Origin of the sequence: Beggiatoa leptomitoformis (assembly GCF_001305575.3) — a bacterium.
Lineage (GTDB): Bacteria > Pseudomonadota > Gammaproteobacteria > Beggiatoales > Beggiatoaceae > Beggiatoa > Beggiatoa leptomitoformis.
In genome coordinates, this window is the sequence record NZ_CP012373.2 from 2728830 (window position 1) to 2743142 (window position 14313).

18 protein-coding genes are annotated in these 14313 nt (G+C 38.5%); 6 read left to right on the plus strand and 12 right to left on the minus strand.

Features of this window, described 5'->3' with window-relative positions; translation table 11 throughout:
• Entirely contained in the window at positions 1 to 1101 is a 1101-nt protein-coding gene (locus AL038_RS11420; RefSeq protein WP_062152931.1) for an endonuclease/exonuclease/phosphatase family protein, read from the plus strand.
• Positions 1102 to 1105: 4 nt separating this feature from the next.
• The gene (gspM, locus tag AL038_RS11425; protein ID WP_062152933.1) at positions 1106 to 1585 is read left to right on the plus strand and encodes a type II secretion system protein GspM; all 480 of its coding nucleotides are present in this window, start codon (positions 1106 to 1108) and stop codon (positions 1583 to 1585) included.
• 249 nt (positions 1586 to 1834) lie between these two features.
• On the opposite strand, the gene AL038_RS11430 is transcribed toward gspM, so the two are convergent.
• Positions 1835 to 2740, minus strand: a complete 906-nt coding sequence (locus tag AL038_RS11430; protein WP_062152935.1) for a DUF72 domain-containing protein — start codon at positions 2738 to 2740, stop codon at positions 1835 to 1837.
• 76 nt (positions 2741 to 2816) lie between these two features.
• Between AL038_RS11430 and AL038_RS11435 the strand changes: the two genes are divergently transcribed.
• Positions 2817 to 3617, plus strand: coding sequence for a hypothetical protein (locus tag AL038_RS11435; RefSeq protein WP_062152937.1), 801 nt, complete (start codon positions 2817 to 2819; stop codon positions 3615 to 3617).
• 173 nt (positions 3618 to 3790) lie between these two features.
• Positions 3791 to 5527 (plus strand): single-stranded-DNA-specific exonuclease RecJ, encoded by a 1737-nt coding sequence (gene recJ, locus AL038_RS11440; protein WP_062152939.1) that lies wholly within the window; start codon positions 3791 to 3793, stop codon positions 5525 to 5527.
• Here recJ and ygiD read toward each other — a convergent pair.
• Positions 5516 to 6289 carry a 4,5-DOPA-extradiol-dioxygenase gene (gene ygiD, locus AL038_RS11445; protein ID WP_062152941.1) on the minus strand — a complete coding sequence of 258 codons (774 nt, stop codon included), beginning with the start codon at positions 6287 to 6289 and terminating at the stop codon, positions 5516 to 5518. The two genes, recJ and ygiD, sit on opposite strands and share 12 nt — an antisense overlap.
• A gap of 273 nt (positions 6290 to 6562) precedes the next feature.
• Between ygiD and AL038_RS11450 the strand changes: the two genes are divergently transcribed.
• Entirely contained in the window at positions 6563 to 7261 is a 699-nt protein-coding gene (locus AL038_RS11450; RefSeq protein WP_062152943.1) for a pirin family protein, read from the plus strand.
• A 37-nt stretch (positions 7262 to 7298) separates the two neighbouring features.
• Positions 7299 to 7901, plus strand: coding sequence for a nitroreductase family protein (locus AL038_RS11455; RefSeq protein ID WP_062152945.1), 603 nt, complete (start codon positions 7299 to 7301; stop codon positions 7899 to 7901).
• 60 nt (positions 7902 to 7961) lie between these two features.
• Here the strand turns inward: AL038_RS11455 and rpmG are convergent, their stop codons facing one another.
• The 10 genes from rpmG to AL038_RS11505 all read right to left on the minus strand — a co-directional run bounded on the left by rpmG (position 7962) and on the right by AL038_RS11505 (position 14069).
• Complete coding sequence (gene rpmG / locus AL038_RS11460; RefSeq protein ID WP_062152947.1) at positions 7962 to 8117, minus strand: 50S ribosomal protein L33; 156 nt, start codon at positions 8115 to 8117, stop codon at positions 7962 to 7964.
• 27 nt (positions 8118 to 8144) lie between these two features.
• Positions 8145 to 8381: a 50S ribosomal protein L28 gene (gene rpmB / locus AL038_RS11465; RefSeq protein WP_062152949.1), complete on the minus strand. Its 237-nt coding sequence runs from the start codon at positions 8379 to 8381 to the stop codon at positions 8145 to 8147.
• Between the two features lie 186 nt (positions 8382 to 8567).
• Complete coding sequence (locus AL038_RS11470) at positions 8568 to 9656, minus strand: DUF4279 domain-containing protein (protein ID WP_062152951.1); 1089 nt, start codon at positions 9654 to 9656, stop codon at positions 8568 to 8570.
• Between the two features lie 189 nt (positions 9657 to 9845).
• Positions 9846 to 10118 carry a hypothetical protein gene (locus AL038_RS11475; protein ID WP_062152954.1) on the minus strand — a complete coding sequence of 91 codons (273 nt, stop codon included), beginning with the start codon at positions 10116 to 10118 and terminating at the stop codon, positions 9846 to 9848.
• A gap of 263 nt (positions 10119 to 10381) precedes the next feature.
• On the minus strand, positions 10382 to 10786 hold the full coding sequence (locus AL038_RS11480; protein WP_062152955.1) for a hypothetical protein: 405 nt from the start codon (positions 10784 to 10786) through the stop codon (positions 10382 to 10384).
• A 223-nt stretch (positions 10787 to 11009) separates the two neighbouring features.
• Positions 11010 to 11537: a hypothetical protein gene (locus AL038_RS11485; protein ID WP_062152958.1), complete on the minus strand. Its 528-nt coding sequence runs from the start codon at positions 11535 to 11537 to the stop codon at positions 11010 to 11012.
• 351 nt (positions 11538 to 11888) lie between these two features.
• Positions 11889 to 12592 (minus strand): IS1 family transposase gene (locus AL038_RS11490; protein WP_414635091.1). Its coding sequence is split into 2 segments (ribosomal slippage): positions 11889 to 12313 and positions 12313 to 12592, totalling 705 coding nucleotides; the frame shifts between segments, so codons are not numbered across the junction.
• A 58-nt stretch (positions 12593 to 12650) separates the two neighbouring features.
• Entirely contained in the window at positions 12651 to 12932 is a 282-nt protein-coding gene (locus tag AL038_RS11495; protein ID WP_066246133.1) for a hypothetical protein, read from the minus strand.
• Positions 12933 to 13476: 544 nt separating this feature from the next.
• A complete protein-coding gene (locus tag AL038_RS11500) occupies positions 13477 to 13701 on the minus strand; it encodes a hypothetical protein (protein WP_062152962.1) in 225 nt (74 codons plus the stop codon).
• 143 nt (positions 13702 to 13844) lie between these two features.
• Positions 13845 to 14069 (minus strand): hypothetical protein, encoded by a 225-nt coding sequence (locus AL038_RS11505; protein ID WP_062152964.1) that lies wholly within the window; start codon positions 14067 to 14069, stop codon positions 13845 to 13847.
• Between the last annotated feature and the right edge of the window lie 244 nt (positions 14070 to 14313).

Below are 14313 nucleotides of genomic sequence, written 5' to 3' on the forward strand. Positions count from 1 at the left end.
ATGCGAACGGCTCGCTCCATTCGTTTTGCCACTTTTAATGCCTCGTTATATCGCAACACAGCGGGACAATTGCTCATCGATTTAAGCGAAAAAAACCATCCACAAATAAAGATTGTTGCGGAAATTATTCAACGGGTTAATCCTGATATTCTTATTTTACAAGAGTTTGATTATGATAGTAAAAATCAGGGATTATTTTATTTTCAGGAAAATTATTTAACTATCAGTCATAACGGTAGTATTCCTGTTTATTATCCTTATACGTATGCAGTACCTTCTAATACAGGTATTCCGAGTGGATTAGATTTAAATGGCGATGGACGCACTGACAGCCCGCAAGATGCTTTTGGGTTTGGGGTATTTGCGGGACAATATGCGTTTGCAGTGTTATCAAAATATCCTTTGTATTATGAAGAAATACGTAGTTTTCAGCATTTTTTATGGCGTGATATGCCCGAGGCAAAGTTGCCAAAAAATACTGATGGGGCGGCATACTTTTCGACAGAAGCCTTAGATATTTTTCGTTTATCTTCTAAAAATCATGTAGATATTTCTGTAGAACTCCCTACGGGTGTGGTGCATTTACTGGTTGCACATCCCGCGCCCCCTATCGCTGATGGTAAAGAACAACGTAATCGTCGGCGAAATCATGATGAAATTCGCTTGTGGGCGGATTATATAACGGGTGGGGACAGTGCTATGTATTTATATGATGATAAAGCTAAAATAGGCGGATTAGCCGCAACGGAAAAGTTTGTTATTCTGGGGGATATGAATGCAGACCCATTTACAGGTAATAGTTTTCAACGGGCAATCATGCAGTTGCTACATCATCCCCGCATTAATCCAACCACGAGTTTGGGCATTCATGTGCCTAAACGGGAATATCAAGCGATAAACAATGAGATAACAACGCCAATGGTGCGTGGGGCATTATCACACACGGCATTGTGGGGCTTGCGCGTGGATTATATTTTGCCTTCGCGCGCATTATGGGTACAAAAAACGGGGTTATTTTTTCCACCCGTTGATGACCCTTTACACTATTTAATAAAAGCACAGTGTTCTGACCATTTATTAGTTTGGGCAGATATAGGTTAATTTTATGATTCAATGGTTTAATCAATTAAATGGACGCGAGCGTTATATTTTAATCGCGGGTGCAATGCTTAGCCTTATTTTATTAGTTTATGTGTTAGCATGGCAGCCTTTTATCACGAGTAAACAAGATGTTGAAAGTAGTATTATCGCCCAACAAGCAACATTAGCATGGATGCGACAGACGGCTGCAGAAATTCAACAATTGCGCCAGCAAGCTAACCCCAAAACCAGCACGACGGGAAATCAATCATTATTAAGCATGATTGATACGGCATTGAATCAAGGTGCATTAGCAAAAGTACCAAAACGCATTGAACCACAAGGCGAGGATAGTGTGCGGGTCAATTTTGATGAAGTAAATTTTACTGCGTTAAATCAATGGTTAGCTGATTTATATAATCGTTACGGCATACAGGTTGCGACCAGTACAATTGAACGTCAACGTTCAGCCGACCGTGTAAAAGCCCGTTTATTGCTGTATTGATAACATGTTGATACAAATAGCAATGGTCTAAATATTAGTAGTGCTAAATCAGGTAAGGATAGATTGTTATAATTGCTGGTTTTTAAACTTGAAGAGGATAAAAAATAACCGCATTAGTCATTCTGAGTATTTTGTGAATACTGAGAATTTTGGTTAGGAATGGCTTTAATTTTTCCTTGCCTAAAGATGGATAACACGATGCTATCTGCGTCTGCTGTTGCAAACAGTTTTTTTCTATTTTGCATCGTTTTAAAATAAATCACCTTGTGTACTTATTTTTTGTAATATAGGGACTTGTAGTTGTAAATCACAGCGTTGATTTAATTGTTTTATCAAATATTCAGCTAATTCTGGTGATAATGTGTTATCTGGCTCATGTACAAAAAAGTATAACGTTTTTAACCCCTGCATAAACCAGTCTTGAAGACAAGACACCCACGCATCAATCCGTTGATAATCTGTTGTATCTAAAGCATTACCCACAAATCGAATAAAAGCCGTCGGTGTTGATAAATATTGATGCAACACATCACGCCGTCCTGCAACATCGGTGATTACCGTTGTTTTGTTCCAGTGCGATAACATTGCAACAACATTGGCAAATGTATTTTGTTGAAACCATGCAGGATGACGAAACTCTACCGCTAATGATATATCCATCGGAAAATACTCAAAAAACTTTTGCAGTAAAGGTAGCTGTACGGGGGTAAATGTGGGCGGTAATTGTAAAAAACAGACACCCAAGACGGTTTTTAATTCTTGTATTCTCTGGCAAAATTCTTGTGTTAAAACACGCGCATCTCCTGTTAATAGCTGACGATGGCTAATTTCTTGCGGTAATTTGGGGCAAAAACGAAAAGTGGTAGATACGCTTGTTTGCCAACGGCTAATGGTTTGTTTATCGGGAACGTGATAATGTGTACTATTCAACTCAATCGCATTGAATTGTTTCGCATAATAGCTTAAAAAGTCTTTATCTTTTGCTGTTGCGGGATATAAACGTCCAACCCATGCTTTATGCGCCCATACAGGACAGCCTACATAGACTATTGGTTTTGTGGGGGGGGTCGCATTTAACAGGTGTCGTGTCAGTAATGGCGTAGGGGGTAACGTAAAATCAAGGTGTTGTAGGGTTTTTACTTTGCCAAAATCCATTGGTTATTCCATTTTTTACGGTAAAATATCAAGTATATTAAAAAGATAATATAGATTTACCACTAGGGTTATTATTATGAAATATTTAGAAACGTTAAAACAACAAGCTGCACAGAAAAAAGAGCAGGAACAACAAGTACAACGAGAATTAACAGATAAACAAAGTTTTTTTAATCAATCGGTTAAACCTGCTTATCGTAAAATGTTGTTGTACGTTTATGATTTAATTCAGCAGCTTAATTACTTAAATCCTGACATTAAGCATACTTATCATCTGCCTAAAGATAATGGCAAGTTTTTGAACTTTAAGCAGAGCAATTATAGCGTTTCTGTTGAAAAAGAAGAGGGTGATGATTTTTTCTTGCGCTTTGAATGTGAAGGTAGCTTTCCCATTATCTTGCAAAAAGAAAATGAGCGCGATATGTTGTTATTAAAGGATTATTTGTGGAAACACAAGTTGACATTTAAATGTGTTGAACAGATGGAAAAACATAAATTCAGCCGTGTTTTATTTACAATAACACCATTGGTTATTATAGAGTTTAAGTTCACAGCTAATGCCAAAACAAATAAAATTGATATTGATGTTGTCAATTTTGAAGAATTGGGGAGAAAAGAGTATTCATTGCCGCCTGAGTCTATCACGGGTGTTTTTTTAGATGAATTTGCAAAATACTTGTTACGTGAAGCGCATCAAGTGGAATTACCGCCACGTTATGTTTTGCCTAATAAATATCGCCAAGAAATAAAACGGCAAATTCAAGAAAAAGACATTGCCGAGTTTGATGATTGGTTAAATAGTATTGATGGAAAGGTGAGTGCTGGAGCTGAAAATCAGGGATTATTAAAAAAAGTTCTCGGTTTTTGGAAAAAGTAGTCGTAAGAATAAAGATCGAGTTTAACTTTTCCGTGAGCTAAAACAGTGATAAAACGGTTTTTGTTTACGGAGATTGTGGAGGAAATCTTTTTTGCTCTATCTGATATTTACGTTATTTGATGAAACCCCCTATGCTATGTTTATCGCCCTTTACTTCACTCGCGTCATAATCCATGCAAAAAGCTCTCTACCGTCGCCCTCTCCCCCCCAATTTTACGCTACAGCAGACAGATATAAATCCAATTATTCAACGTATTTTAGCCTCACGCCAGATTAACCCTGATACCCAGCTAAACCATACCTTAAAATATTTACTGCCTTATCATCAGCTCAATGGGATTCAACCCGCAGTTGCCTTGCTTAAAGAGGCATTGAGCCAACAACAGCGTATTTTGATTGTTGCTGATTATGATGCGGATGGCGCGACTAGTTGTAGCGTTGCGGTTAAAGCCCTGCGCCTGATGGGGGCAAAACATGTTGCGTATTTAGTCCCCAATCGGGAAAAACATGGTTATGGTTTGACCCCTGAAATTATTGACCTTGCAATGCCTTTTTGTGCGGATTTGTTGGTTACGGTTGATAATGGAATTTCTAGCATTGCGGGGGTAGCACGAGCAAAAGCGTGTAATATTAAAGTATTAATTACAGACCATCATTTACCACCACCACAATTGCCCGCCGCAGATGCGATTGTCAATCCTAATCAATCCGATGATGTTTTTCCTAGTAAAAATCTGGCAGGGGTTGGGGTGATTTTTTACGTTATGTTAGCCTTGCGCGCGGCATTGCGAGAGGCAGATTGGTTTACACAGCAGGCTTTACCCGAACCTAATTTAGCGGAATTATTAGATTTAGTGGCATTAGGCACGGTTGCTGATGTGGTGAAGTTGGACTATAACAATCGTATTTTGGTCGCGCAAGGGTTAGCACGGATGCGAGCAAACAGTTGTTCGGCTGGGATTCGTGCATTGATTAAAGTTGCTCAACGCGAACAAAGTGAATTGGTTGCGGGTGATTTGGGATTTGCATTAGGGCCGCGTTTAAACGCAGCAGGACGTATGGATGATATGAGTTATGGCATTGCTTGCTTGTTAAGTGAAAACGATGCTGAAGCATGGGAACATGCGCAAAATTTGGATATGTTGAATCAAGAAAGGCGTGTGGTTGAAGCTGAAATGCACCAAGAAGCGCTAGCACAGCTTGCCGATGTGCAATTGCAATTGAATGAAAATTTACCCGTAGGATTGTGTTTATTTGACGAGAAATGGCATCAGGGGGTTATTGGTATTTTAGCATCGCGGATTAAAGACCGTTTGCATCGTCCTGTTATTGTATTTACAGTGAGTAATAATAATGAAATCAAAGGGTCTGCGCGGTCTGTGGCGGGTGTGCATATTCGAGATGTGTTAGAAAATATTGCCATGCAACACCCGCAATTATTAAGTCGGTTTGGTGGACATGCGATGGCAGCGGGGTTGAGTTTAGCACGTGAGGATTATGCCACGTTTTGCCAGTTATTTGATGAGGCAGTTCGCCACTATCTGCCACCTGAGGATATTCAGGGTAAAATTTATACTGATGGTGAATTAAGTCCTAGCGATTTTACTTTACCGTTTGCTGAACAGTTGCGCCATTTGCTTCCTTGGGGGCAGGATGTTCCCGAACCGATTTTTGAAGGTATTTTTGAAATTTTGGATAAACGCATTTTAAAAAATAGTCATTTAAAAATGGTTGTCCGCCCGCTTCCCGCAGGATTACCTGTTGATGCTATTGCGTTTAATATGGCAGACGTGCCATTAAGTGCGAACGCTCCAACCGTAAAAATGGCGTTTCGTTTAGAGGTTAATTTTTATAAAGGATTAAAGAGTTTGCAATTAATGGTTGATTATTTGGAAGAGTTAAGCCATTGAACAACTTAACATGCTAATGCTTGCATATTCAAATCCTGTATGAAATAGGTGTGCTTTTTCCGTTACGCGCTGTAGTGCTGTGATATACAACAGGGGTAAGTAATGTTCCTGTGTTGGTACGGACAAGCGCGCAGCCTCTCCCAATTGTTGATAATTTATCAGTGCGGCATGGTCACGATTTAACAGCCACTGCTGCACTTGTTTGTCAAACGCAATTGCCCATGAATAGGGCGCAATCTCGGCATTTTCCCAGCGAATCGCTCGCAGGTTATGCACTATATTCCCACTCCCGATAATCAATACGCCTTGTTCTCGTAGCGGTTGCAACGCTTGCGCGAGCGCGTAATGCGCTGCGGGGGATAGGCGATAATCTAAACTCAATTGTAAAACGGGGATATTTGCTTGTGGATACAAGAATTTTAGTACGGTCCACGCGCCATGATCTAAGCCCATATCCGCATTTTCTGTCACCTTTGGGAGTAGCTGTCGAATGGTTTTAGCCAAGGTCGGCGCGCCCCGTGCGGGATATTGTTGTGCAAATAATTCTGGTGGAAATCCACCAAAGTCGTGAATGGTGCGAGGTTGCGCGCTACTCGCAACTTGTGTTCCGTCTGTTTGCCAATGTGCAGAAATCATTAAAATTGCTGTTGGCGTTGGCAACTGTTGCCCTAAACGGGTTAGGGTTTGCGTGTAGGAATTATCAGCTAAGGCATTCATTGGATTGCCATGTGCAATAAATAGGGCGGGCAATGGTTGCGTCATCGTGGGGGTGTCCTCATTAATGTTTAATACTACTTGCAAAGACTGTTTTAATTATTATATTACTAATTAGTACTAATTCAAGAAAAATTGATTATAATAATGGGCAGTGTTAGGCAAGGAAATGAATCGATTGTCTGTGTGCAGACGTTACTCGCCTTAGCATTAAATACAATTTAATTCAAAACAGTAGAAAAAGATTGTATCCCTGATTTTTTTATCAAGAAACAGCCTTATTCTTTTGATGATGTCGTTAAACACGATGAGGATATTATCATGTTAAGTTTACGCCCTGCGCATGAACGAGGACACGCCAACCATGGATGGTTAGATACTTATCACAGTTTTTCCTTTGCTGATTATTATGATACGCAACACATGCAGTTTGGTGCATTGCGTGTGATTAATGAAGACACGGTAACACCTGCGGCGGGTTTTCCAACGCATGGACACAGTAATATGGAAATTATTACTTACATTTTAGCGGGCGAATTAGCACATCGTGACAGCATGGGGAATACCGCCGTTATTCGCAAAGGTGAAGTGCAACGCATGAGCGCGGGTACAGGGATAACCCATAGCGAGTATAACGCTTCTCAACAAGACCCCGTCCATTTGCTACAAATTTGGATTAAACCTAATCAGCTTAATTTAACCCCAAGTTATGAACAAAAAGTATTTTCTGTTGCTAATCAAGCAGGCGAATTAGTCTTAGTCGGTTCACCTGATGGGCGTATGGGGTCAGTCACGATTCATCAGGATGTATTGTTATATGCGGCGTGTTTGGATGCAACCCAAAAAATTCAAATTGCCCTCACACCTAACCGCCGATTTTACTTGCATATTGCACAAGGTGAGCTAACCGCTAATGGTCATTTATTACAAAGTGGTGATGCTCTGATGATAGAAGCAGAAACCGCCTTGCAACTCGTTGCAAACGCGCACAGCGAAATTTTATTGTTTGATTTGGCTTAGTTTATTCACGTTGTATCCTCCTCACAAGGAAATAAAGATGAAAGCAAAACATGCCGTTACTGTTAGCCCCGTACATGACTTAATCGCAACACGTTGGAGTCCGCGTGCTTATGATGCGAATAAACCCGTGAGCCGTGAACAGATTTTATCGTTATTAGAAGCAGCTCGCTGGTCGCCCTCTTGTTTTGGTGATGAACCTTGGCGATTTATCGTTTGTGACAAAACATCCAATCCAAGCGCGTGGGAACAAGCTTTTAGTTGTTTAGCTGAAGGGAATCAAACTTGGGTGAAAAATGTCCCCGTTATTTTGTTGGCGATGGCAAGCGATACGTTTAAACACAATGGGCAAACAAACCGTTGGGCACAATATGACACAGGGGCTGCTAGCGAAAACCTTTGTTTACAAGCCGTTGCATTAGGGCTAATGGCGCATCAAATGGGGGGATTTGACCCTACTAAAGCCAAAACGGTGTTTGACATTCCCGAAGGGATTACTTGTATGGCAATGATTGCTGTTGGGTATCAAGCCGCTGAAGAAACATTGACAAACGACCTGAAAGAGCGTGAAGCTGCACCACGTCAACGGATCGCGTTAGAAAAGCAATTTTTTGATGGGGTTTGGGGGAAAGGGATTATATAGGTAGGCTAAAACTCACGCACGCCTGAGATAACGTGGTGCGTGAGTTACTGAGCGACAATATTATTTAATTTTCGCTTCTTTGTATTCAACATGCTTACGGACAACGGGGTCATATTTTTTAATAGACATTTTTTCAGGCATAGTCCGTTTATTTTTGGTCGTTGTATAAAAATGACCTGTTCCCGCACTGGAAACCAATTTAATTTTATCGCGCATAATACGCCTCGGCTCATATAAAAAAGATTAGATTTTCATTCCGCGACTGCGCAAATCCGCCAATACTACATCAATACCTTGTTTATCAATGGTACGCATAGCATTAGTGGTTAAACGTAAACGCACCCAACGATTTTCGCTCGCAACCCAAAAACGATGTACGTGTAAATTAGGCAGAAAACGGCGACGGCTCTTATTGTTTGCATGAGAAACTTTATTGCCTGAAATAGGACGTTTCCCTGTAACTTGACATACTCTGGACATAATAAGTTTTCCTTCCTGCTGTTCAAAAACAGGTGGTAAATGAAACCCGTCTTTTTAGCAGATTTTCCCTAATAAAGCAAGTGCAACATATCGACATTACAGACATTGCGACCTAAAACAGTGTTATCCATCTTTCTTTATACTAGCGTTTGAAGTTCAAAAGATGCACCCTACTCGGGTTAGTTTTTAATGCTCACGTTCATCAGGAAAAACCTCTATTCCGAGGTCTATTTTCAATTTGACCATTTTTTCCATTGATTGCCAACTTAGTACATCCCCAATATTATTCCTGCCTAAGAAACTTATACCTAAGTAAACACTCCCTCCACTAAGTACCAAGTTAGATAGAAATTTACGATGTGTATCTAACTTAGTAACAAATTCATCAATATTTTTAAAAAACGCTCTTTTACCATCACATTCAAGTCGACAAGACCAAGAACTGTTTTTCCACAAGCCAGCTAATGGAGTTCCTGTTGGTGTCATACGAGGTTCTCCAAAACGCTGATGTCTGAAAGGTAATAAACCTAATTGCTCAGTTATTATTGCTGGGTCAATAGATGGATGTTCAATCAGCAATACAACCTTATAACGCATTGTGTGAACCTTTTTAGTTTTTAACTCATTTCGTTCACGAATTAACATACAAGTTTCTGTATAGGTGTGCGTGAGTAACGCCTGATTAGGTGACAGTAGCTGAAATTGGCACTTCCGAAAACGCCCCGTCGAAGGGGTATAAGTAGATAAAAATAATATCTCCTTCTCCCAGTGAGTATCATATATTTCCATCTGTTCACCATCATAGTTATCTATCATGGACACAATTGTTATGTCATTTTTCAATGTTATATGGTATTCAATATCAGCAAAGTACTCACAGGAATTTACCCATATTCCCATCATGGAGTGAATATTAAGAGGGATTATATTATCGCCCGGTTGTTTACGAACAAAGAGAATTGTTTCCGTGTTCGTGTATGTGAAGTCCATTTGGTTTGACGAAATTAGATAAAAGTTGCACTTTGTTAAAAAACCTGTTGACCCCCAATGAACGCAACAATATAAACGCCCTTTATCTGCATCCCAATGTATATTGGATACATCGCCTTCTTCATCTTCAGTATCACGAGTATCTACAGCAGTAATGATGATTTCACTGCCTTGTAGCCCGATTGTGTATCTCATTTCAGGACCATACTCACAAGTATCTATCCATGTGCCGAGTATTAGATTGTCACTCGCCATATTTTGTGAAAGTGTTCTATTCGCTGTCATTCACATTGTCCTTCTACAAGCGGAGTATTTTAAAGAACATAATAATCTACAGCACTAGCAGAATTATTGAGCGATAAGGTTATCATCAGTATTGTCACCAAATAAAAAACTCTAACGTATGCCATAGTCATCTGCTTTTGGTGGAATAGGCATTGCCTTTGTCTGTTCGTTCATCAGATAGTTAAAAAATTACCATATAAGAGACCTTTTTGTTTCAAAGACTTCTACATAATTCGTAAGATGATTTGGATATTTTTCCATAAAATAACTGAGTTGTGCTTGAATTTCAAATTTTGAAGACTCTTGCCAATTAGCCAAATGTCTAGGTATATTATCCAAAGCATCTAGTAAATCAGCGGCTTTTTCTGTTTGTCCCATTAGAACCATTGTTCGAGTTTCAGTGATTGCCCGTTGGAGAATACCCAATATGCAAACTTCTAAATCTTTGTAGGCGGTTTCCATCGGTGATGACTCCATCTTGTTTAACTTCAATTAAGCATTCTGCAAGGTCGTAGCTGTAGTCAATTGTGTGAGTAATACCTTCAATAGTTTCTAATTTCTGGGTAATCCGTCCCGCTTTATTGCGGCTGTAATAAACTTGATACAGGGGATTATTGGCATAACTTGCGGTTTCTGCATTGAGTTCGCCAAAAAGTCAGTTAAAAAACGTTGGAATAATCCTGCGTTATGGTGCGAAAAGACGCACCTAACGTACCCTACGTTTATTATATGAGTGGAGTTAATATATGAAAGGAATGAAAAATAATATCAGCATAAATTTCGCCTTCAATGTGTAAATGATACAAATTTGTAGGGAATTCTAATTTATCGTTTTGTGGTAAAAAGGGATAAGCTATTTCACTAAAAACGGGCTCTTTTCCATTTTCTAATTTACTTAAAACTGCCTCCATAATAACAAATGCAAATTCACCCTTATCATATATATCTCTAGATATGTTTAGGTGAACTACCTCCGTTAGTAAAATCGCAATTCGACTTTCTGGAATACCTTGATAAGAAAATACTAAAGTAATCTGTGAAAGATCGGAACTTACTTCAAATGTTTCTAAATCTGAGTCTGAACGAGCAAGTTTCTCCAGAACAGATTGTTTTAAATGAGATGATTCCACTCTTGATATCCTCTAAGCATTAAATGATTATGCCTGTTTGCACATCGATGATTAAACGCGGACTGCCTAAGTAGTTAGAAATTTTGAGGATATAATCAGGGATATTGGTTTTTGAGGCATAAACGAAGCGAGCAATGAGTTTGCTTTGATAGATAAAATCTTTGTTAGGTGGTTATACTCTCGAATGTGGGGGCAATGTCCAACCTACTTAGCTATAAGTTTGTTAAACACTCATAATCATATCCAATAGCGTATTACTATAATATTCTTGATAATTTGGATAAATGGGAATTTCAACTTTTTCCATTTGCGTGTTTTCTCCTATTTTTACCGAAAACTCTAGATATAACACATAAGGTGTATATTCCAAATATAACCCTTTAAAAGAAAAATATGTAGGATACGTTTTATTATATTCTGTAGTTGGCGTTTTTAAGATTTCTTGTTTATTTTCAAAAGAAACCTCTTTACTATACATTTTGCGTAATATAACTGTTTTTAGTATTACTAGGTAATCCGTTGTCATGTTTTGTTCAATAGATAACAATAACTTATAGGGTGAGCCTCTCTTACGCTCATGTGCTGAATATGTATCATGACCTAAAAAAGTAACTGATACCTGACCATTAGAATAATTCTGTTGAGCTTGTTTATACGCATAATCTTTATGAAGCATCAAATAAGCCAAAGTTAAATAAGCAATAAATAAAATAAAACCATATAAAATAAACTTCTTTATATAATATTTCATTACGGTTTCTCTAAGCAGATGTTTATGATAAAGAAAGACTAAACGTCAGTCTCTTCTTTACCAAGAAAAATTCTAAGGGATAGGACAACTAGTTCCTTTATAGGAAGCTGTTATTCGTTTATAAAAAGTCGTTGGGTCATTTCGAGAATTTCCTAACACGTACCACCCGCAAATCCAAACGGTTGAAACTCTGGGTTTGTATTTTCAAGGATATTGCCAAACATATCGTAATTTAAACGTTGCGGATTGTGCCTGTTTGCACATCGATGATTAAGCACGGACTGCCTAAATGATTAGAAATAAATAATAATATAAGACTTTAAATTATTCCTACTTTTTTTTCTGGTAGTGCTAAAGAAGCAGTGATTTGTTATAATCATTAATGAAAAAAATAGTAGCCCCGATGTGATTTTCTATCTTCTTGGAGAAAGATAAGGTTTTCCTCACTAAACGACTGACACGCTGTCTTAACGTATTATTAAATCGCTCTATATGATTGGTCAGCCCCGTCTCCTTCCCTACCGCTTTATGCCGTTTACTCGGTAGAACTTTCTGGTACGCTTCCCAGAAGTCGGTGTAACAGACTGCACATTGCCGATATACCGCTGGGAGTGAGTCCCAGAGTGCTTGCGCTCCCTCCGCATCTCGCTTTCCAAAGGCAATCCCGACAACCTCTCGTGAGTCTCTATCTAACGCTAACCATACCCACACTTTCTGGCGACGCTGCCCAACAAATGACCACATCTCATCGCATTCTAAGCGCAACTGTCCTTTTTTTTAACCGCTTGTTCTAGTCTTTGTTGCGCATACAAACCATTGACATAATGTTGTAGCCATGTGCCTGAGATTCCCGTAACACGGGCTATTCCTCTTAACGAGAGTTTTTCTTTTAATAGCTTGTCCACCTGTGCCCACGTCTCTTGGCTTATGTATTTCTTGGTGGGTTGTTCTACAAATCTCCGTCCGCATTCGCGACATTTGTAGTTTTGTGTCCCTGTGCGGGTTTTTCCGTATTTCACGATGTGTGTCGCTTTACAGCTTGGGCAGGTTAGCATTTTAGGGACTCTTCTCTTTCTTCTGTTTTCTTATTTTAATATCACTTTCTCTTTAGCACTACCTTTTTTCTAAATCCCGTCTTGCTGACTCTCCCATTAGAGGGTCTGGATCTAGGTGCGTCAAGTCAACATATTTACGTATAGTATCCAAAGTCAGCTTTTGATGAAGCCACCATTGAAATGCACCATAACGATAATGCTCAGAAGCACTTTCAGAACCAGGTTCATAATCTATAAGTTGTATTTTAAATAGTTCATTTGGATACATACCCCATGTGACCCACTCGTTCGGAAAACGCATCATTTTAACGAAATACGCCTTATCAAATTTTGGTTGCATATAATCCCCTTTATTGGTTTTCACATTGTAAACGTTCATACACCCAAGGTATCTGTTCCGCGCAAAAGAATGGATATTGTTGACATGTTGTTGTCAATGAATCTAAAGCGAGCGGTGCGGACTGCCTAAGTAGTTGGAAATTTTGAGGATGTAATCAGGGATATTTGCTTTTGAGGTATAAACGAAGCGAGCGGCTAAATTACCTTGATAGATAAAGTCTTATGTTAATACACCATTGACTTTTTTGCCGACTCGGCGGTTTTTGGCATCGATAACGTATTCGATGGTTTTGCTGGGTTGTTGGACTTAAAGGCGGGCAATGCCTACCCTACCTAATACGCCCTACACTGACTAGATTAATCATATTTTGCTTTTAGTACTAAAATCATCCAAATAATAGCACCAATTAAAACGATGAAGCCATTACGTGCAAATATCCAAACAAAAAAACTCATTATGCTAGTGGAGAACATTAACCATAGTACTAACCAAACTAAGTTTACTTTGCCATCCTTCATTGGGGGTTTTCCCCCTGATATGCTCATCATAATTCATTGCCCCCACCAACTTCCATATTTATGAATTTTTGATAAAAAGAGGTAAAAATCACTTTACAAGTTGAAAGTTTTCTATTTTTATCCTCTATTGCTTGTGAGTGATAATCTATTGTGACGGCATCATCAAGGTTTTTATAAAGCAGTAAAATGTTTATACAAAAAAAGAAAGTGAATGATACTAACAATATATTCTTTTTTAAAAGTAATAACATATAATCTCACCTATTCTTGAAAATAGAGCATCATATTTTCCACTGTACTCAACAACAAATTTAAGGATAAAGATGAAACTTAGTGAATTATAAAAAACTTTAATTTTCACTAAGATAACCATTTATCCTTAATATTTAAAAGATTATGGTAAATCTATATGTAGTAATTTACCCTTTTGAGAATATGTAAACAGAATGTCGCCAATATATACATCATTGTTGTTTATTCCCATTCCTGTATCACCTTTTTGAAGTATTTCTAATTCAGTATTTTGAATTACATTAAAAAAGCTCGGGTAATCCATTATTTGATGAACGGCAGTTATAAAAACTTTGCAAGTTTCTAGCTGTTCATCTTTAAATACCATGTTCTCCTTTAAACGAATAAGGTTATCCGTAACCGTTCTTTTGCTATACAACAATGTAATATTCAAACTAAAAGAGATAATACAAAGCATTATTAGTGTGCCAAGATATAAATCTAATTTCATAATACTTTAAGGTCCGGTTGGAGTAGCACTAGAACTAGAGTTGCATATTCCACCACAAGCTGCTTTTACAGCAACCGTTTTACAGTTGTTTGGTGCGTTACGCAATGAAAATACGCATCTA